This window comes from Nocardiopsis dassonvillei (genome assembly GCF_964273065.1).
Lineage (GTDB): Bacteria > Actinomycetota > Actinomycetes > Streptosporangiales > Streptosporangiaceae > Nocardiopsis > Nocardiopsis dassonvillei_B.
Window position 1 is genome coordinate 1,872,475 of sequence record NZ_OZ186815.1, and the last position, 17,963, is coordinate 1,890,437.

General features: G+C 73.0%; 16 protein-coding genes and 3 pseudogenes. 9 read left to right on the forward strand and 10 right to left on the reverse strand.

Annotated elements, in window-relative coordinates:
• The first annotated feature begins 310 nt into the window (after positions 1 to 310).
• From uraD to alc, 6 genes are all read left to right on the forward strand, one after another.
• Entirely contained in the window at positions 311 to 868 is a 558-nt protein-coding gene (uraD, locus tag ACSUPR_RS08430) for a 2-oxo-4-hydroxy-4-carboxy-5-ureidoimidazoline decarboxylase (RefSeq protein ID WP_436890581.1), read from the forward strand.
• Complete coding sequence (gene uraH / locus ACSUPR_RS08435; protein ID WP_436890582.1) at positions 865 to 1,209, forward strand: hydroxyisourate hydrolase; 345 nt, start codon at positions 865 to 867, stop codon at positions 1,207 to 1,209. The genes uraD and uraH overlap by 4 nt, the downstream gene beginning before the upstream one ends.
• Positions 1,210 to 1,576: 367 nt before the next feature.
• Entirely contained in the window at positions 1,577 to 2,473 is an 897-nt protein-coding gene (gene pucL, locus ACSUPR_RS08440; protein ID WP_436890583.1) for a factor-independent urate hydroxylase, read from the forward strand.
• Between the two features lie 207 nt (positions 2,474 to 2,680).
• On the forward strand, positions 2,681 to 4,174 hold the full coding sequence (locus ACSUPR_RS08445; RefSeq protein WP_436890584.1) for a nucleobase:cation symporter-2 family protein: 1,494 nt from the start codon (positions 2,681 to 2,683) through the stop codon (positions 4,172 to 4,174).
• Between the two features lie 93 nt (positions 4,175 to 4,267).
• Positions 4,268 to 5,194: a LysR substrate-binding domain-containing protein gene (locus ACSUPR_RS08450; protein ID WP_436890585.1), complete on the forward strand. Its 927-nt coding sequence runs from the start codon at positions 4,268 to 4,270 to the stop codon at positions 5,192 to 5,194.
• Positions 5,195 to 5,283: 89 nt separating this feature from the next.
• The gene (gene alc / locus ACSUPR_RS08455; RefSeq protein ID WP_436890586.1) at positions 5,284 to 6,411 is read left to right on the forward strand and encodes an allantoicase; all 1,128 of its coding nucleotides are present in this window, start codon (positions 5,284 to 5,286) and stop codon (positions 6,409 to 6,411) included.
• Between the two features lie 68 nt (positions 6,412 to 6,479).
• Here alc and allB read toward each other — a convergent pair whose 3' ends face one another.
• Both allB and ACSUPR_RS08465 read right to left on the reverse strand, forming a co-directional pair.
• Complete coding sequence (gene allB, locus ACSUPR_RS08460; protein ID WP_436890588.1) at positions 6,480 to 7,829, reverse strand: allantoinase AllB; 1,350 nt, start codon at positions 7,827 to 7,829, stop codon at positions 6,480 to 6,482.
• Positions 7,830 to 7,946: 117 nt separating this feature from the next.
• Complete coding sequence (locus ACSUPR_RS08465) at positions 7,947 to 9,221, reverse strand: DUF6986 family protein (RefSeq protein ID WP_436890589.1); 1,275 nt, start codon at positions 9,219 to 9,221, stop codon at positions 7,947 to 7,949.
• Between the two features lie 285 nt (positions 9,222 to 9,506).
• Here ACSUPR_RS08465 and ACSUPR_RS08470 point away from each other — a divergent pair, with 285 nt between their 5' ends.
• Positions 9,507 to 10,250, forward strand: a complete 744-nt coding sequence (locus ACSUPR_RS08470) for an IclR family transcriptional regulator (protein WP_436891925.1) — start codon at positions 9,507 to 9,509, stop codon at positions 10,248 to 10,250.
• 105 nt (positions 10,251 to 10,355) lie between these two features.
• Here ACSUPR_RS08470 and era read toward each other — a convergent pair whose 3' ends face one another.
• The 8 genes and pseudogenes from era to ACSUPR_RS08510 form a co-directional block, all read right to left on the reverse strand.
• Positions 10,356 to 11,324 carry a GTPase Era gene (gene era / locus ACSUPR_RS08475; RefSeq protein WP_436890590.1) on the reverse strand — a complete coding sequence of 323 codons (969 nt, stop codon included), beginning with the start codon at positions 11,322 to 11,324 and terminating at the stop codon, positions 10,356 to 10,358.
• A gap of 10 nt (positions 11,325 to 11,334) precedes the next feature.
• Complete coding sequence (locus ACSUPR_RS08480) at positions 11,335 to 11,676, reverse strand: cytidine deaminase (RefSeq protein ID WP_436890591.1); 342 nt, start codon at positions 11,674 to 11,676, stop codon at positions 11,335 to 11,337.
• Complete coding sequence (locus ACSUPR_RS08485) at positions 11,673 to 13,052, reverse strand: hemolysin family protein (RefSeq protein ID WP_436890593.1); 1,380 nt, start codon at positions 13,050 to 13,052, stop codon at positions 11,673 to 11,675. The genes ACSUPR_RS08480 and ACSUPR_RS08485 overlap by 4 nt, the downstream gene beginning before the upstream one ends.
• Positions 13,052 to 13,540, reverse strand: coding sequence for an rRNA maturation RNase YbeY (gene ybeY, locus ACSUPR_RS08490; protein WP_436890594.1), 489 nt, complete (start codon positions 13,538 to 13,540; stop codon positions 13,052 to 13,054). Before ybeY ends, ACSUPR_RS08485 begins: the two co-directional genes overlap by 1 nt.
• A 123-nt stretch (positions 13,541 to 13,663) precedes the next feature.
• Positions 13,664 to 14,083 (reverse strand): annotated as a pseudogene (locus tag ACSUPR_RS08495) (PhoH family protein); the annotation flags it as partial.
• A 279-nt stretch (positions 14,084 to 14,362) separates the two neighbouring features.
• A pseudogene (locus ACSUPR_RS08500) lies at positions 14,363 to 15,151 on the reverse strand (LAGLIDADG family homing endonuclease); the annotation flags it as partial.
• Positions 15,140 to 15,838: pseudogene (locus ACSUPR_RS08505) on the reverse strand (PhoH family protein); the annotation flags it as partial. The pseudogenes ACSUPR_RS08500 and ACSUPR_RS08505, both read right to left, overlap by 12 nt.
• A 205-nt stretch (positions 15,839 to 16,043) precedes the next feature.
• Entirely contained in the window at positions 16,044 to 16,397 is a 354-nt protein-coding gene (locus tag ACSUPR_RS08510; RefSeq protein ID WP_436890595.1) for a histidine triad nucleotide-binding protein, read from the reverse strand.
• A gap of 298 nt (positions 16,398 to 16,695) precedes the next feature.
• Here ACSUPR_RS08510 and ACSUPR_RS08515 point away from each other — a divergent pair, with 298 nt between their 5' ends.
• Positions 16,696 to 17,226 (forward strand): SigE family RNA polymerase sigma factor, encoded by a 531-nt coding sequence (locus tag ACSUPR_RS08515; protein WP_436891926.1) that lies wholly within the window; start codon positions 16,696 to 16,698, stop codon positions 17,224 to 17,226.
• The gene (locus ACSUPR_RS08520; RefSeq protein ID WP_436890596.1) at positions 17,223 to 17,960 is read left to right on the forward strand and encodes a hypothetical protein; all 738 of its coding nucleotides are present in this window, start codon (positions 17,223 to 17,225) and stop codon (positions 17,958 to 17,960) included. Before ACSUPR_RS08515 ends, ACSUPR_RS08520 begins: the two co-directional genes overlap by 4 nt.
• Positions 17,961 to 17,963: the final 3 nt, after the last annotated feature.

Below are 17,963 nucleotides of genomic sequence, written 5' to 3' on the forward strand. Positions count from 1 at the left end.
GTGGAAGATGCTTTTCGCTTTGAGGAATGATTTGAGTGTGAGCCCGGCGGCCGCGGTTGTCAACACCCCTGTCGGCCGGCACCCGCCGCGAGGCGCACCCCCCACCCCCGCACCCCCGGGCGCCACGGGCGGACCGGCATGTTCGCGCGTTCTTCCGCGGAGGCCATGAATCGGCCTGTTTTTCGCCGAAAGCCCCTTGCGAGTGTTGACAAGGTCACACCGCCATCAATTAGAGTCCCTCCAATCCGTAATACGGAATCGCATGTCTGCACTACGAAAGCCCGGCTTCGGCCGGGCCACGGGAGAACCCATGCCCGAGAGCACCCCGGCGGAGCCGGAGCCGCGGCCCGACCAGGGCCTGGAGCGGTTGAACGCCCTGCCGGAGGAGGAACTGCGCGCCGAACTCGCGCAGTGCCTGGACGTGGAGCGCTGGGTGCGGGCCGTCGCGGCCGCCGCCCCCTACGCCGACCGCGCCGCCCTCCTCGAGACGGCCGACGCCCACGCCCGGGAGATCACCGCCGACGAGGTCGCCTCCGCCCTGGCCCGCCACCCCCGTATCGGGGAGAAGGCCGAGGGGAAGGACACCGAGGCCGCCTGGTCGCGGGGCGAGCAGTCCGCGTTCGCCGCCGACACCGACGACGCCGCCGTCCGCGTCCAGCGGATCTTCCGGTACGCCCAGCAGGAGTACGAGGAGCGGTTCGGGCAGATCTACCTCGTCTGCGCCAGCGGCCGCGGACCCCGCGACCTGCTGGCCGACCTCGTCGGGCGGCTCGCCAACGACCGCGACACCGAACTGGCCGTCGTCGGCGGAGAACTGCGCGGGATCGCCGCCCTGCGCCTGGTCAAACTCCTGGAGGCCACCGCATGAGCCACGTCACCACGCACGTCCTGGACGCCGCACTCGGCCGTCCCGCGGCCGGGGTCCCCGTCCGGCTGGAGGCGGCGGCCGACGCCGGCCGCTCCTCCTGGAGGACCGTGGCCGAGGGCGTCACCGACGGCGACGGCCGGATCGGCGACCTGGGTCCCGAGCGGCTCGCCGCCGGGCACCACCGGATCACCTTCGACACCGCCGCCTACTTCGGGGCGACCGGCCAGCGGGGCTTCTACCCCGAGGTCTCCATCGTCTTCGACCTCGCCGAGGAGGACGCGCACTACCACGTGCCGCTCCTGCTCAGCCCCTTCGCCTACTCGACCTACCGGGGCTCCTAGCGCTCCGGCGCCCGGCGGGGTCCTGGAGACCGTGGAGGAGACGTCCTCGAGGAAAGGTCCGCGGCCGCAGCCCGTCCGTTGGGGGCGGTGGTGGGCGACGGGCGGGCGAGGACATCGACAGAGCGGTCGAAGGCTCCCGCCCTCCGAGGCGCCGCAGCGGCGGGCCGAAGCGGAGCGGAGGCCCGGAGCGGGCACAGCCCGGCACCGGACGACGGAAAGGAAACGCCTCAGGACACGGCGGCACGCAGGATCACAGACTCAGGGTGCGTGATAGGTCCTTCCGCATGACCACAGCGGTCCTCCCTCGTACGCACAGCGTTCACACGCGAACGACGAAGACTTATCCACACGGATGGAGTTCACCCTGATGGGCATCAGACTCGGAGACAACCAGTACGGCAAGGCGGAGGTCCGCCTCGTCCACATCGACCGCCGGACCGACGTCCACCGGATCAAGGACGTCAACGTCACGTCCCAGCTGCGCGGCGACCTGGAGGAGGTCCACACCGTCGGAGACAACGCCAAGTGCCTGCCGACCGACACCCAGAAGAACACGGTCTACGCCAAGGCCCGCGAGTGGGGCGGCGTCGGCGCCGTCGAGGACTTCGCGCTGCGCCTGGCCCGCCACTTCGTGGACGAGCACGACTACGTGCACGGCGCGCGGCAGGAGATCGAGGAGTACTCCTGGGACCGCATCGCCACCTCCGACGGCCCCCACGACCACTCCTTCGTGCGCAGCGGAGCCGAGACCCGCACCACCGTCGTCACCAAGGACGGCGGGCGCGAGTGGGTCGTCTCCGGCTTCACCGGCCTGACCGTCCTGAAGTCCACCGGCTCGGAGTTCCACGGGTACCCCAAGACCCGCTACACCACGCTCCAGGAGACCACGGACCGCATCCTGGCCACCGACGTCACCGCCCGCTGGCGCTACGTCGGCACCGACCACGACTTCGACAAGGCCTACGCGTCCATCCGCGCGCTGTGCCTGGAGGCCTTCGCGAACACCCACAGCCTCGCCCTCCAGCAGACCCTCTTCGAGATGGGCACCGCCGTCCTGGAGGCGCACCCCGAGGTCGCCGAGATCCGCTTCTCCATGCCCAACAACCACCACTTCCTGGTGGACCTGTCGCCGTTCGGCCTGGACAACCCCAACGAGGTGTTCTTCGCCGCCGACCGCCCCTACGGCAAGATCGAGGCCGTCGTCGAGCGCGACGACGCCCCCGGGCCGGGCGACGCGTGGAAGACCGTCCCCGGCTTCGTCTGACCGCCGCCCGACCCCCGGGGCCCGACATGCGGCCGGGCCCCGGGCCGTCCACCGGTCCGAGGTGACCCCTCGCCTGCCCGCCGTGCCGCGGGCTGCCCGCCTCCACCGTGCCCGTCAACGGGCCGCAGGCGGTGCGATTCGCCGGGCGCACGCGCCCGAGAGACCGACCACCCCCGTGGTCGCCCGAACAAAGGCTGGAAACTGGCCATGTCGAACAGTCCGTCCGCGAAGGACTCGGCCACAACGAACGCCGCCCACCCCCCGCGCCCCGAGGACGAGAAGCTGCCGCCCCGGCTGCTGCTCGTCTACGGGATCCAGCACATCCTCACCATGTACGCCGGTGCCGTCGCCCCGGCCCTCGTCATCGGAGCCGCCGCCGGGCTCGCGAACGACCCCGCCTCCATGGGGATACTCGTCAGCGGCGCGCTGCTGGTGGCGGGGATCGCCACCCTCCTCCAGACCGTCGGCCACCGCCGGGTCGGCGCCCAGATGCCGATCGTGGTCGCCGCCTCCTTCGTCCCCGTCAGCGCCGTCACCGCCCTGGCCGCGGGCCAGAACGGCGAGAACCTGCCGGTGGCGTTCGGCGCCTCCCTGGCCGCCGGCGTCTTCGCCCTGTGCCTGACCCCGTTCTTCGGTCAGCTCATCCGCTTCTTCCCGCCGATCGTCACCGGCACGATCATCACCGTCATCGGCATCAGCCTCATGCCGGTGGCGGCCCGCTGGATCATGGACGGCGGCGTCCACACCGGCGAGGACGGCACCGCGGTCCCGGCCGCGCCCCTGGCGAACCTGGCCCTGGCCGGGATCACCCTCGCCGTCATCCTCGTGGCCTCCCGGGTGCTGCCCGGGATCTGGGGGCGGCTGTCCATCCTGCTCGGCATGCTGGTGGGCACCCTGGTGGCGCTGCCGCTGGGCATGGCCGACTTCAGCCGGGTCGGCGAGGCCGACACCGTGTTCAACCCCGCCTCGGTGTTCTACTTCGGCGCCCCGCGGTTCGAGGTCGCCGCGATCGCCACCATGTGCGTGATCATGCTGGTGGTGCTCACCGAGGGCGCCTCGCACATCATCGCGGTCGGCGAGATCACCGGCTCGAAGGTGGACGCCCGGCGCATCTCCGCGGGCCTGCGCGCCGACGTGAGCGGGTCGATCATCGGCCCGATCTTCAACTCCACCCCCACCAGCTCGTTCGCCCAGAACATCGGGCTGCTGGCGCTGACCGGCATCCGCAGCCGCTACGTGGTGGCGACGGGCGCGGGCATCCTCATCCTGCTGGGGATGTTCCCGGTCCTGGGCGGGGTGATGGCCGCCCTGCCCACACCGGTCCTGGGCGGGGCCGGCCTGGTGCTGTTCGGCAGTGTGGCCGCCAGCGGCGTCAAGACGCTGGCCAAGGTGGACTTCACCCGCAACCTCAACCTGGTGATGGTGGCCGCCGCGTTCGGGGTGGCGGTCATCCCGCTGGCCTACCCGACGTTCTACTCGTTCCTGCCGGAGTCGGTGGAGATGATCGCCCACTCCGGCATCATCGGCGCCGCGGTGACCGCGGTCCTGCTGAACATCTGCTTCAACGTCATCGGCGGCGGGTCCCGCCGGGCCCCGGCGGCGATCGACCCCCGTGAGATCGGCTCGGCCGGGCCGGGCGAGGCCAAGTACACCGACCAGGCGGGGGCCGCCTACCGCGAGGAGGACCCCGACCGGGCCTGACCGGGCTCCGCTGCGGGGGCGGGCGCGCCGGGCGCGCCCGCCCCCGCAGCTTTTCCGCAGTGTTCAGCCGAGCCGAATGGTATGTCTGGGACCATGACCGATTGGGACCTGCGCAAGCTACGCGTTCTGCGCACCCTCGACCGGGTCGGGACGGTGCGCGCCACCGCCGAGGCCCTGTGCACGACCCCCTCCGCCGTGTCCCAGCAGCTGTCGGCCCTGTCCCGCCAGGTGGGGGTGGAGCTGCTGGAGCCGCACGGGCGCCGGGTGCGGCTCACCGACGCCGCCCGGGTGCTGCTGCGGCACACCGACATCGTGCTGGCCCAGCTGGAGCGGGCCGAGGCGGAGCTGGACGGGTTCGCCCGGGGCGGTGCCGGAACGGTGCGGGTGGGCGCCTTCGCCACGGCCGTGCCCGGCCTGGTGGTGCCCGCGCTGAGCGCGGTGCGCGACGCCCACCCCGGACTGGCCGTACGGGTGCACCAGGCCGAGGCTTCGGAGGTGTACGACCTGCTGGCCGCCGGGGAGATCGACGTCGGCCTGTCGCTGGCGGCCCAGGCCCCGACCGGGCGGGACGACCGCTTCGAGCGCGCGGAGCTGCTCACCGACCCCATGGACGCCGCCCTGCCCGCCCGCCACCGGCTGGCCGGGGCCCCGGCTCTGCGCCTGCGCGACCTGGCCGGGGAGCCGTGGATCTACGGCGCGGACGGCCCCTGGCGCGACATCACGGTGGCGGCCTGCGCCCAGGCCGGGTTCGCCCCCGAGCAGGCGCACGTGGCCTCGGACTGGCGGGCCATCCTCGACATGGTCGCCGCCGGGCTGGGGGTGGCGCTGGTGCCCCGGCTGGCCGCGGCCGGCGACGTGCCCGGGGTGGCGCTGCGGGTGCTGCACGAGGACCGGCCGCGGCGGCACGTGGTGTGGGCGGTGCGGGCCGGGTCGCGGGAGAGGCCGCAGATCGCGGTGGCACTGCGGGCGCTGGCGGACCGGGCGGCCGCCCTGGCCACCGCGAATGTTCAGTTCAGCTGAACATGATGATCGAAAAGTTTCGCTGGAAATGACCGGTTCCTCCTGCCAGTCTGAAGGTGTCCGAACGACCCCCGTCCGGCAGGAGGACCATGAGCACCACCCCCGGCTTCGATCCGCGCGCCTACAACGCCCGTCCCTACTCCGGCGGCGACCCCTACGCCGACTACCGCCCCGCCGACCTCGACGTCGGCGGCCTGGTCGACCTCGCGGACCGCAGGCTCGGGGGCGCCGTCGTCGCCGCCAACGACGAGTTCTTCGCCCACCGCGAGAACCTGCTGCGGCCCGAGCCCGCCGAATTCGACCCGCACGCCTTCGGCCACAAGGGCAAGGTCATGGACGGCTGGGAGACCCGGCGCCGCCGCGGCCCGGCCGCCGACAGCCCCCACCCCGCGGCGGACGACCACGACTGGGCCCTGGTCCGCCTGGCCCTGCCCGGCGTGGTCCGCGGCCTGGTCGTGGACACCGCGCACTTCCGCGGCAACCACCCCACCGAGGTGAGCGTGGAGGCCGCCCGCGTGGAGGGCACCCCCACCACCGACGAACTGCTCGAGGCCGAGTGGACCGAACTGGTGGCCCGCACCCCCGTGTACGGGCACGCCGCCAACGGGTTCGAGGTCTCCGACGGCCGCCGCTGGACCCACCTGCGGGTCAAGCAGTTCCCCGACGGCGGCATCGCCCGCCTGCGCGTGTACGGCGAACCCGTCGCCGACCCGGCCTGGCTGGCCGCCCTGGGCTCCTTCGACCTGGTCGCGCTGCTCAACGGCGGCGCGGTGGAGGACGCCTCCGACCGGTTCTACTCCTCGCCCGCGAACATCATCGCGCCGGGCCGCTCGCACAAGATGGACGACGGCTGGGAGAACCGGCGCCGCCGCGACACCGGCCACGACTGGGTGCGCTTCCGGCTGGCCGCCCAGGGCGAGATCCGCGCCCTGGAGCTGGACACCTCCTACTACAAGGGCAACTCCGCCGGATGGGTGTCGGTGCTGGGCCGCGACGCGCAGGGCGCCGACCCCGAGGCCTGGTTCGAGATCGTGGGCCGCACCCGGCTGGAGCCGGACGGCGTCCACCGGTTCGTGCTGGAGGCCCCGGTGACCGCCACGCACGTGCGCACCGACGTCTTCCCCGACGGCGGCATCGCCCGCCTCCACGTGTACGGCTCCCTGACCGCGGCCGGGACGGCCGAGCTGGAGCGCCGGTGGGCGCAGGCCCGCGGCTGACGCCGGACCGGGAGGGAGGGCGGGAGGGCGGCGCGCCCGTGCGGGTGCGCCGCCCTCCTCCGCGTGCCTCAGGTCCGCTCGACCATCCGGCCCGCGGTGGAGTCCGCGGTGACCTCGGCCCCGCGCAGCAGGGTGCGCCGGACCCGGCCGGTGAGCACCGCGCCGTCGTAGGCGCTGACCGGGTTGCGGTGCGCCAGGTCCCGGACGTCCACGCGCACCTCCTCCTCGGGGGCGAAGAACACCAGGTCGGCGTCGGTGCCGGCGGAGATCGCACCCTTGCCGGACACCCCGGCCACCCGGGCGGGGGCCGCCGACATCCAGCCCACGGCCTCGGCCAGCGGGACACCGCGCCGCCGCGCCTCGGTCCACACCGCCGGGAGCCCCACCTGGAGTCCGGAGATCCCGCCCCAGGCGGTGCCGAAGTCGCCGGTGTCCAGGTCCTTGAGGTCGGGGGTGCTGGGCGAGTGGTCGCTGACGACGCAGTCGATCAGCCCCTCCCGCAGCGCCCGCCACAGCAGGTCGCGGTTGCCCTCGCCCCGGATCGGCGGACAGCACTTGTAGCCGGTGGCCCCGGCCGGGACGGCCTCGGCGGCCAGCGTGAGGTAGTGCGGGCAGGTCTCCACCGTGAGGCGCACCCCCTCGTCCCGGGCCCGGGCGATGAGCGGCAGCGCCGCGGCGCTGGACAGGTGCAGGATGTGCGCCCGCACCCCGGTGCGCCGGGCCGTCTCGATCACCAGGGCGATCGCCCGGGTCTCGGCGTCGTCGGGCCGCGAGGCGAGGAACGCGGCGTAGTCGCGTCCGGCGGCGACCGGGGCCGCGGCCAGCACCTCCGGGTCCTCCGCGTGCACGATGAGCAGGCCGTCGAACGCGGCGATCGCCTCCGCCGCGGTGGCCAGCTCCTCGGCGGACAGGTGGCCGAACTCGTCGACCCCCGAAGGCGACAGGAACGCCTTGAACCCGAACACCCCGCGCTCCCACAGCGCGGTGATCTCCCCGGTCCCGCCGGGGCGGCTGTTCTCGGGGACCGCGCCGCCCCAGAAGCCGACGTCCACGGCCAGGACGCCGTCGGCGGCCGCCCGCTTGGCGTCCAGTCCGGCGACGGTGGTCGTGGGCGGGACGCTGTTGAGGGGCATGTCCACCAGGGTGGTGACCCCGCCCAGCGCGGCGGCCCGGGTCGCGGAGGCGAACCCCTCCCACTCGGTGCGGCCGGGTTCGTTGACGTGGACGTGGCTGTCCACCAGACCGGGCAGCAGCACCTCGTCGGCGGCGGCGCGCAGTTCGCGCGCACCGCTCAGCGGCGCGTCCGCGCCGTCCAGGACGTCGGTGACGCGCCCGCCGCGCACCCCGACGGTCACCGGCCGCTCCCCGCGCGGGGTGAGCGCGCGCTCGGCGCGGACGACCAGATCGAGACGGTCCATTTCCTACCTTTCCTCAACAGGGACGCGCGGGCACCCGTGGGTGCCCGCGCGTCCCGACATCGACCGCGGACGGCCTACCGGTCCGGCGCCCGTTCCGTGCCGGGGCGCCGGCCCCGGTCAGCCCACCCGGCGGGTGGCCAGGGCCAGAAGGGTGTCGGCGCCGGTGCCGGTCGCCGCGGCTACCTCCTCCTCGTCCAGGGCGCCGCAGCGCAGCCCCTGGGCCAGCACCGAGGCCAGCGCCTGGGCGGTCGCGGGCTCGTCCGCGACGTTGCCGCCCTCCACCGAGCCCAGGTACGCGCGCAGCCGCGCCGCCGCCGGGGCGAACGCCTCACGGTAGAACACGTAACCCGCCAGGTGCCGTACCGGCAGCTGGTGCGGGTGCAGGTCCCAGCCCTGGTAGAAGCCGCGTTCCAGGGAGCGGCGGACCAGACCGGCGTGCAGCCGCCAGGCGGCGTGCACCTCCTCTGCGGTGCCGACCGGCAGGATGTTGCTGCCGCCGTCGGAGAGCCACACGCCGGTCCCGGCGGCGGCCACCTGCATGACGGACTTGGCGTGGTCGGCCGCGGGGTGGGCCAGACTCTGGTGGGCGGCGGTGATCCCGCAGGCGGCGCTGTAGTCGTAGGTGCCGTAGTGCAGGGCGGTGACCCGCCCCCCGCCGGCCGCGATCATCCGGGGGACCGCGACGGTGCCGTCGGCGAGCACGATCGACTGGGGGGTCTCGATCTGCAGCTCGAAGCGCAGCCGCCCCCGGTCCAGGTCGTACCGCTCCTCCAGGCGCCCGGCCAGCCAGGCCATCGCCTCCACCTGCTCGACGGAGGTGATCTTGGGCAGGGTGAGCACCAGCCCCTCCGGCAGGGAGCCGTGGGCCTCCAGGAGGGTGCGCAGGAAGAGGTCGAGGGTGCGCACGCCGCGGTGGCGCCCGGCGGCCTCCATGCCCTTCATCCGGATGCCGAAGTAGGGGGTGGCCGTGCCCTTGGCCAGGTCGGAGGCGAACGCCTCGGCGACGGCGCGGGTGTGGGCGTCCTCGGCCTCGTCGCCGGGGGCGCCGTAGCCGTCCTCGAAGTCGGCGCGCAGGTCCTCGACCGGCTCGGTGGCGAGCTTGGCCCGCACCCGGGGCAGGGCCTCGGCGACGGCCGCCTCGTCCAGGCCGGTGATCCGGGCCAGGTCGGCGGGCTCGGGCGCGTACTCGTCCAGCGCGGCCAGGGCCTGCGCTCCCCAGTCGGCGGCCAGGCCCGGGCCGACCCGGTCGGCGGGCACGTAGACGCTGTGCACCGGTTGCCGGTCTCCGCGGGCGCCGGGGTACTCCCGGCCCAGGCGGGCGTCGGCTCCGGCGAGCCGGGCGTCGAGTCCGGTGACCAGATCCGCAAGGTCCCGGGGACTGTCCTTGGCCACGTCCGATGTCCTCCTCCGTGGTCGGCGCGTCTTCGTGAGGCACGCGCAAATTCCTATATGCGGATACTAACTTCTGCGATCCGGAAGAACAAGGGTTCCGAGTGGCCCGGAGCACACGCCACGGGAGCTCTCACGGAAAGCAAGAGCGAAAACCCTCTTTCGTATTGCAAAATAAGGAGAGTGACAGCAGCGGCCCCGAGCATGGGAGCACGATCCTTGGCAGCCTCACAGACATCCGACGCGGACCTGGTCCGCCCCGACGACACGGTCCGGCGCACCGGCGGAGTGCAGTCCCTCGACCGCGCGTTCGCGCTGCTGGAGATCATGGCCGACGCCGGCGGGGAGGCCTCCCTCAGCCAGCTGGCCGACGCCTCCGGGCTGCCCCTGCCCACCATCCACCGCATCATCCGCACCCTGGTCGGCAACGGGTACGTGCGCCAGCTCCCCTCCCGCCGCTACGCGCTGGGCCCCCGCCTCATCGGCCTGGGCGACAAGGCCGCCAGGATGCTCGGCACCTGGGCCCGCCCCCACCTGGCCCAGCTCGTGGAGGAACTCGGCGAGACCGCCAACCTCGCCATGCTCGACGGCGACAAGGCCATCTACGTCGCCCAGGTGCCCTCCCCGCACGCCATGCGCATGTTCACCGAGGTCGGGCGGCGGGTCCTGCCGCACTCCTCCGGCGTCGGCAAGGCACTGCTGTCCCAGCTCGGCGACGAGGAGGCCCTGGCCACCGTCCGCCGCACAGGGATGCCCGCCGCCACCAACCGCACCATCACCGACCCGGAGCGGTTCATCGCCGAGCTGCACACCATCCGCCACAACGGCTACGCCATCGACGACGGCGAGCAGGAGATCGGCGTGCGCTGCGTCGCCGTCCCCGTCACCGGCGCCCCCTCCGGTATGGCCGTGTCCATCTCCGGCCCCGAGGCCCGGGTGAGCTGGGACTTCGTCAACCGCGCCGCCCCCATCGTCCAGCAGTGCGCCGCCACCCTCGCCGGGGACCTCAACAACCAGAACCCCCGCGAGTAGCCCCGCCGCCCCCGACCGACGGCCCCGGCCCACGGCCCCTCCTCCCCGAACGCGGACGGGCCCCGGAGCGGTGAACCGCTCCGGGGCCCGTCCGCGCACGTGCGGCTACGTCGGCTGGTCGAAGCCCAGCTTGCGCAGCTGCTTGGGGTCGCGCTGCCAGTCCTTGGCCACCCGCACCCGCAGGTCCAGGAACACCCGCTGTCCGAGCAGGCCCTCGATCTGCTTGCGGGCCCGCGAGCCCACGTCGCGAAGGCGGGCGCCCTTGCTGCCGATCACGATCGCCTTCTGGCTGGGGCGCTCCACGTACAGCGACGCGTAGATGTCCACCAGCTCCTTGCCGGGCCTGGTGTTCTCCCGCTCCGACATCTCGTCGACGACCACCGCGATCGAGTGCGGCAGCTCGTCGCGCACACCCTCCAGGGACGCCTCGCGGATCAGCTCCGCCACCAGCATCTCGTCCGGCTCGTCGGTGAGGTCGCCGTCCGGGTACAGCGGCGGCCCCTCCGGCAGGTGCGAGCAGAGCACGTCGGTGACGGTGTCCAGCTGGTAGGAGGCCTGCGCCGACACCGGGACGATGTCCGCCCAGTCCCCCAGCCCGTTCACCGCCATCAGCTGCTCGCCGACCTGCCCCTTGTCGGCCAGGTCGGTCTTGGTGACCAGCGCGACCACCGGGGTGTTCGTCTGCTCGGCCAGCTCCTTGGCGATGTAGGTGTCACCGCGCCCGATCGGCTCGTTCGCGGGCAGGCAGAACGCGATGACGTCCACCTCGACCAGCGTGGACCGCACCAGCGAGTCCAGCCGCTCCCCCAGCAGGGTGCGCGGCTTGTGCAGTCCGGGCGTGTCCACGATGATCAACTGCGCGTCGGGCCGGTGCACGATCCCGCGGACCGTGCGGCGCGTGGTCTGCGGCCGGTTGCTGGTGATCGCCACCTTCTGGCCGACCAGCGCGTTCATCAGCGTCGACTTGCCCACGTTCGGGCGGCCGACGAAGCACGCGAAACCACTGCGGAAACCCTCCGGGTGGGAGGGCATCGGCAGCGGCACCCGCAGCTTCTCCAGGTCGAGGTCGTTCATTTGCCCTTCTTCAACGGCGGGTGATGCTCGCCGGCACCCCGTCGGGAGCGGCGATCACCACCGTCCGGGTCTTGAGGTCGTCCAGCACGGCGCGATCGGCCCCGTCGAGCTCCGACGCCGCGGTGACCACCACCGCGGCCTCCAGTCCGGTCGCCTCACCGGAGACCGCGGCGGCCACCGCCGCCTGGAGTGCGCTGAGCTTCAGCGAGGGCAGGGACACCGTGGTCGCCACATAGGTGCGACCGGTCTCGTCGCGTACCGCGGCGCCCTCGGCGGACGCGTTGCGGGCCCGCGAGGCGCGCGCGAGCGTGATGAGCTTGGTGTCCTCGGCGCCCAGGGTCGTGTCGCTCACTGTTCCGTGCTCCTTGTGTTCTTGTTCCCGTCCGGGTCGTCCTCACCCGTGGGAAGGCGTTCGACCAGGACGGTCGTCATGCGGTTGCGGCGGCTGCTCTTGCCCTCCAGGGTGAGCCGCAGCCCAGCGTATTGCGCCTGGGCCCCGCCCGCGGGGACCCGGCCCAGTACGAACGCGACCAGGCCGCCCACCGTCTCGACGTCGTCGACGTCCAGGGCCTCGTCGGGGAACAGCTCGGCCAGCTCGCCCAGCGGCAGCCTGGCCGTCACCCGGACGCGGTCCCCGTCCAGCCACTGCACCGGCGGGATCTCGTGGTCGTACTCGTCGGTGATCTCACCGACGATCTCCTCCACGATGTCCTCCAGCGTGACCAGCCCGGCGGTGCCGCCGTACTCGTCGATGGCCACCGCGACGTGGTTGCGCTGTTTCTGCATCTCGCGCAACAGCTCGTCGATGGGCTTGGTGTCGGGCACGTAGGTGGCCGGGCGCATGACGTCGCCCGCGGTCAGCGGCACCTCGCCCCCGGGGTTGCCCGCGGCCGCCGCCCAGCGGTCGCGCAGCCGGTCCACCAGGTCCTTGAGGTAGACGATGCCGACCACGTCGTCCTCGTCCTCCCCCGTGACGGGGATGCGCGAGTAACCGCTGGCCAGGGCCAGCGTCAGCACGGCGTCGGCGTCGGCCTCCCGGGCGGTGAACACGATGTCGGGGCGGGGCACCATCACCTCGCGCACCGACGTGTCGTCGAGTTTGAACACCGAGTGGATCATCTGGCGCTCCTCGGGGTCGATGACCTCCCCCTGCTCGGCCAGGTCCACCAGCTGGCGGAACTCCACCTCGGTGCTGAACGGGCCCTCCCGGTCGCCCTTGCCGCGCGGGGTGAGCGCCCGCCCGGCGCCGACCAGCAGCTGCGCCAGCGGACCCACCACCACCTGGACCGGGTGGACGATGGCCGCGGAGGCGCGGGCCAGCGGTCCGGAGAACTGGCGGCCCAGGATGCGCGGGGTGACGGCGATGAGCACCGACTCCACCACGACCATCGCCACGGCCGTCAGGACCAGCGCGGGCCAGCCCGGGCCCAGCAGGAACACCATGCCGGCGGCGGCGGCGATGACCGCGCACACCTCGCACACCACGCGCAGGAACAGCAGCACGTTCAGGTGGCGGGTGGGGTCGGCGCTCACCCTCTCCCAGCCCCGGCCCCGGCCCTGCCCGGCACCGGACAGGCCCACGGACACCACCCGGGTGACGGCGACCTCGGCGGCCACCAGGAACCCGGCCACCGCGGTCAGCACCAGGGCGACGGCGAACGACGTGATCCACTCGGCCGGTCCGCCGGTGGTCAGGGCGGCGACATCGGGCCACACCGACGTTCTCATCAGGCGGTCTCGTTCCCCTCGGCGGCGTGGGAGGACCCGCTCTCCCGCCAGGCGGCGAGGATCTCGCCCTGGAGGCCGAACATCTCCTTGTGCTCGTCCGGCTCGGCGTGGTCGTAGCCGAGCAGGTGCAGGATGCCGTGGGTGCACAGCAGGTCGATCTCGGCCTCGGTGGTGTGCCCGGCCTTCTCGGCCTGGCGCTCGGCCACCTGCGGGCAGATGATCACGTCACCGAGGACGCCGGGCTCGCTGGTGCGGCCGGGGCCGCCGGGGCGCAGCTCGTCCATGGGGAACGACAGCACGTCCGTGGGGCCGGGCTCGTCCATCCAGCGGACGTGCAGGTCGGCCATGGGGCCCTCGTCGACCAGGACCACGGACAGCTCGGCCAGCGGGTGGACCCGCATGGCGTCCAGGACGAACCGGGCCAGCCGGGAGAGCCGCTCCTCGTCCACGGTGGTGACGCCGGACTCGTTGGCGACGTCGATACTCATCTGTTGCGGATGCCTCACTCGGTAGTCGCGGTCGGGCGCCGCAGGGAGGGCACCCCTCGGACAACGGAAACGGCGGGCCCGCGCACGCGGCGCGCCCACCGGCTCCGTTGCCGTACTCGTCCCTTAGTCTGCCCGTTGCCGCGGGTGGGTGCTCCCGCTCCCGGGCTCACCCGGGGTGTCGGCGGCCTCGCGCCGGGGCGTGCGCCCCCGGCCCCGGCCGCCGCGGCGCTCGTCGCGCACGTCCCCGGAGCGGTCCTGGCGGGCGGCGTCGTAGCGCCCGTAGGCGTCGACGATCTGCCCGACCAGCTTGTGCCGGACGACGTCCTCACTGCTCAGCCGGCAGAACGCGATGTCGTCGATATCACGCAGGATCGACTCGATGGTGCGCAGCCCGCTGGCCTGTCCGCTGGGCAGGTCCACCTGGGTGACGTCACCGGTCACCACGATCTTGGACCCGAACCCCAGCCGCGTCAGGAACATCTTCATCTGCTCGGGAGAGGTGTTCTGCGCCTCGTCCAGGATGATGAAGGAGTCGTTCAGCGTGTTGTGCGTGAGCAGGAAGTCGTCGGTGACGTAGAGGGAGTCCTCGGCCGCCACCTGGATGCAGACGCACTCGGCGGTGCCCGCCGGCTCGACGGCGTCGACGAACCGCATGGGGCGGCCGCCGCCGGTGGTGTCGTAGCGCTCCTGCTTGCGGGCCAGCCGGAACGGGGCCACGCCCTCCGGCAGCCGCAGGTCCAGGATGTGCGCGTCCTGCCGGTGGAAGACCTCCCGCCCGCGGGCCGGGCGGACCCGGCTGTAGACGACACCGCCGAGCGAGCGCACCAGGAACCGCACCGCGTCCGCCAGCCGCTGCGAGGCGGTGGTGTACTGGACCCGGCAGGTGCGGCCCTTCTGCACGACCGGCCCGCCGTCGGAGTCCAGCAGCCCCTGGAGCAGGGCGAGCCGGACCTCGGCCGTGTTGTACAGGTAGTCGTCCGGGACGAACTTGCTCCCGGAGTCGGCCCCGCACAGCCCCAGCTCGCGCATGACCGCCGTCACCGGGTCGGCGGTGGTGATGACGTCGCCCGGGGCGCCCTCCCGGTTGGGGACGTGGTCCACTCCGGACTTGTGGCGCACCCGGATCCCGGACAGCGCCGCGTCCAGGGCCTCGACCAGCTCGGGGTCGCGGGTGGCGGAGCTCGGCGTGGTCTTTCCGGTCAGGCAGCCGTCGCCGAGCAGCAGCCCCAGGGCGTAGGGGTCCATGGGGACCTCGCGCTCGGGGAACTCCACCGGCCGGCTGAGCAGCGGCAGCTCGTACTTGCGGTAGTGGGAGCTGCGCAGGCCGCTCTGGGCGATCTCCTTGGCGGTGAGTACCCGCGGCGGCCTGCCGCGGCGGGCGTCGTCGCGCGTGCGGACCGTCCACAGGTGGTCCTCGGAGCACAGGGTGGACGACCCGTCCTGGGCGGAGAAGCGGTAGATCGCCTTCTCCCCCTGCGGGTACACCCCCAGCACCGGGGTGGGCCTGCCGTCGGAGCCGACGACCAGGTCGCCGACCTCCAGCTCGCCGATCGGCCGGTAGCCGTCCGGGGTGAGCACGGGAGTGTCCACGGGCTGCGCCCTGCCGCGCATGTACGCCAGGGGGGCGACCTCGATGGTCCCGGCGGCCATCAGCTTGGGGATGGAGTCGGGGTCGAGCATGTCGTGCAGCGCGTCGTACAGCGGCCGCAGGTAGGGGTCGATCTTGTCGTAGAGGGTGCCGGGCAGGAAGCCCAGCCGCTCCCCCGCCTCCACCGCGGGACGGGTGAGGATGATGCGGTTGACCTCTTTGTCCTGGAGCGCCTTGACCGCCTTGGCCATGGCCAGGTACGTCTTGCCGGTACCCGCCGGGCCGATGCCGAAGACGACCGTGCGCTGGTCGATGGTGTCGACGTAGCGCTTCTGGTTGACCGTCTTGGGCCGGATGGTCTTGCCGCGGTTGGACAGGATGTTGGTGGTGAGGACATCCGCCGGGCGCTCGGTCCCCGGGGAGCGCAGCATGTGCACCATGCGCTCGATGGTGTCGGGGGTGACGTGGGTGCCGCTCTTGGCGAGTTCGATGAGCTCCTCGACCAGGCGGACGACGACGGCGGTCTCCTCCGGGGAGCCGCTGATGGTGAACTCGTTGCCGCGGACGTGGATGTCGCTGTCGAAGGCCCGCTCCAGGGCTCTGAGGAGCTCGTCCCCCGAGCCGAGCAGGCTGATCATCGTGTGCTCGTCGGGCACCACGACCTTGACCTGGGCGTCCCGTCGCGGATGCGTGTGCGTTGTCTCGGCCATGGTGTGGCCTTGCGGCCGCTGTCCCTGCCCTTCGGGTCGGGCGCCCGTCGGCGGGCGGAGCGCCTCATGTGACGGTCCGGACCGCCTGGACTGCGGCTCCGGCCGGGCCCCGGGCCGGGGTCTGCACGACCCCTGCAGCCCCCTCGGGCCCACGGTCACGAGTCTAGCAAGGCGTCCACCGCCCGCTCGATCGGTTATTTCCGGCTCACCCGGGGGGCCAGTTGAGGCCGCGCCCGCCCAGGAGGTGGCCGTGGAGGTGGAAGACGGTCTGCCCCGCCCCGCTGCCGGTGTTGAACACCAGCCGGTAGCCGCTCTCGGCGATGCCCTCGGCCTCGGCGACCGCGCGGGCGTCGCGGACGACCGCGTCCAGCAGCCCGGTGTCGGCCTCGGCCGCGGCCCCGGCGTCCCGGTAGTGCTCGCGCGGGATGACCAGGACGTGGGTGGGCGCCTGCGGGTTGATGTCGCGGAACGCGATGGTCCGGTCCCCCTCGCGGACGATCTCGGCGGGCACCTCCCCCCGGACGATCTTGCAGAACAGGCAGTCGGCCTGTGTGGACATCGGCAACCTCCGTCGCATCGGGTCGGCACCATGATGCCGCAGGCGGGACGTGCGGTCCGCACTCGTCCCTTCCGCCCCGAAAGACACGGTTCACCACCGTGCCGCGGGAAGCGCGATACGCTTTCCTCCCATACGCGTCGGCGGATCGGGCTCCGTCCTCTCTCGACCGCCTCCGCGCGTGTTCGGACCGCCTCTGTGCGTGTTCGGGCCGAAAGCCCCTACCTGGAAAAGAAGAGGTATGCCCTTTCGTAAACCCCGCGACAAGGGTGTGCGTCGAACGGATGTGACGACAGAAACCCTGGTGGCCGGAGCCACCACGGCGCCCCTTGCCGTGGAGTGGGACGCGGACCATGCCGTGACGGAGCTCTACCGGGAGCACTACCGTCCGCTCGTTCGCCTCGCCTCCCTGCTGGTCCGCGACCACGCGACCGCCGAAGAGGTCGTACAGGACTCGTTCGTGGCCATGCACGGTGCCTGGCGGCGGCTGCGGGACCCCAACAAGGCCCTGTCCTACCTCCGCCAGGCGGTGGTGAACAAGGCCCGGTCCGTGCTGCGTCACAGGGCGGTCGTGGAGAAGCACGCCCCCAAGGCCCTGCCCGACGCCCCCAGCGCCGAACACGGCGCACTGAACCTGTTGGAGCGCGAGGCCGTGATCCGTGCCCTGCGCAAGCTACCCACCCGTCAGCGAGAGGCCATCGTGCTGCGGTACTACGGCGACCTGTCCGAGGCACAGATCGCGGACGCCATGGGGATCAGCCGGGGCGCGGTGAAGAGCCACACGTCCCGTGGAATCTCCGCGCTCCGCACCGTTCTGGAGCAGACGACATGACGAGCCCCACAGATCCCGCGAACGACGATTTCGAGGCGACCCTGCGGCAGGTGCTCCGGGCCGAGGCCGACACCGTCGTGCCCTCGCCCGAGGCGCTGAACCTCATCCGCGAGCGGACGGCGGGCCACCGCGCCGGAGTCTGGTTCGGTCTCCCGTGGCTGCGGCCGGCGCTGGCCGTGGCCGGGGCCGTGCTGATCGCCGCGTCCGTGGCCATGTCCACGCCCCAGGTGCGCGAGCAGATGCTGGAGATGGTGCCCGCTGGCGCCGACCGGCAGGGCACTCCGCCCGAGCAGGACGAAGGCGGGGCGGCCGCGCCCGCCGAGGAGGAGCGGACCTCCGCGCCGAAGCCGCAGGCCCCCGGGCCGGAGCCCTCGCCGGAGCCCTCGACCGCTCCCAGCGAGCCCGCCGAGGGAGGGGAGGAGGGTCCCACCGCGACCTCCACCTGCCCGTCGGCCCCCCCGTCCCCCTCCGCCTCGTCGGAGGACGGGGACACGGCGAAGGACGAGGACTGCACGCCCTCCGAGGAGCCCTCATCCGGTGGCGAAACCGGCGGTGAGGACCCCGGCGGCGACACCGGCGGTAACGGGGGTACCGGCGGCGACACCGGCGGTACGGGCGGCACCGGTGGCACCGGCGGTACCGGCGGCGGCAGCACCGGCGGCGGCTCGGCCGACGGCGACGGCGGCACCACCGAGCAGCAGTCCTCCACGGCCAGGGCCGCCACCGAGGAGTGACGA

Coding starts and splice junctions, on each gene's coding strand:
- ACSUPR_RS08450 (WP_436890585.1), top strand. CDS start 4,268: ATGACCGATTGGGACCTGCGCAAGCTACGCGTTCTGCGCACCCTCGAC.
- alc (WP_436890586.1), top strand. CDS start 5,284: ATGAGCACCACCCCCGGCTTCGATCCGCGCGCCTACAACGCCCGTCCC.
- uraH (WP_436890582.1), top strand. CDS start 865: ATGAGCCACGTCACCACGCACGTCCTGGACGCCGCACTCGGCCGTCCC.
- era (WP_436890590.1), bottom strand. CDS start 11,324: ATGAACGACCTCGACCTGGAGAAGCTGCGGGTGCCGCTGCCGATGCCC.
- ACSUPR_RS08485 (WP_436890593.1), bottom strand. CDS start 13,052: ATGAGAACGTCGGTGTGGCCCGATGTCGCCGCCCTGACCACCGGCGGA.
- ACSUPR_RS08445 (WP_436890584.1), top strand. CDS start 2,681: ATGTCGAACAGTCCGTCCGCGAAGGACTCGGCCACAACGAACGCCGCC.
- ybeY (WP_436890594.1), bottom strand. CDS start 13,540: ATGAGTATCGACGTCGCCAACGAGTCCGGCGTCACCACCGTGGACGAG.
- uraD (WP_436890581.1), top strand. CDS start 311: ATGCCCGAGAGCACCCCGGCGGAGCCGGAGCCGCGGCCCGACCAGGGC.
- pucL (WP_436890583.1), top strand. CDS start 1,577: ATGGGCATCAGACTCGGAGACAACCAGTACGGCAAGGCGGAGGTCCGC.
- ACSUPR_RS08520 (WP_436890596.1), top strand. CDS start 17,223: ATGACGAGCCCCACAGATCCCGCGAACGACGATTTCGAGGCGACCCTG.
- ACSUPR_RS08510 (WP_436890595.1), bottom strand. CDS start 16,397: ATGTCCACACAGGCCGACTGCCTGTTCTGCAAGATCGTCCGGGGGGAG.
- allB (WP_436890588.1), bottom strand. CDS start 7,829: ATGGACCGTCTCGATCTGGTCGTCCGCGCCGAGCGCGCGCTCACCCCG.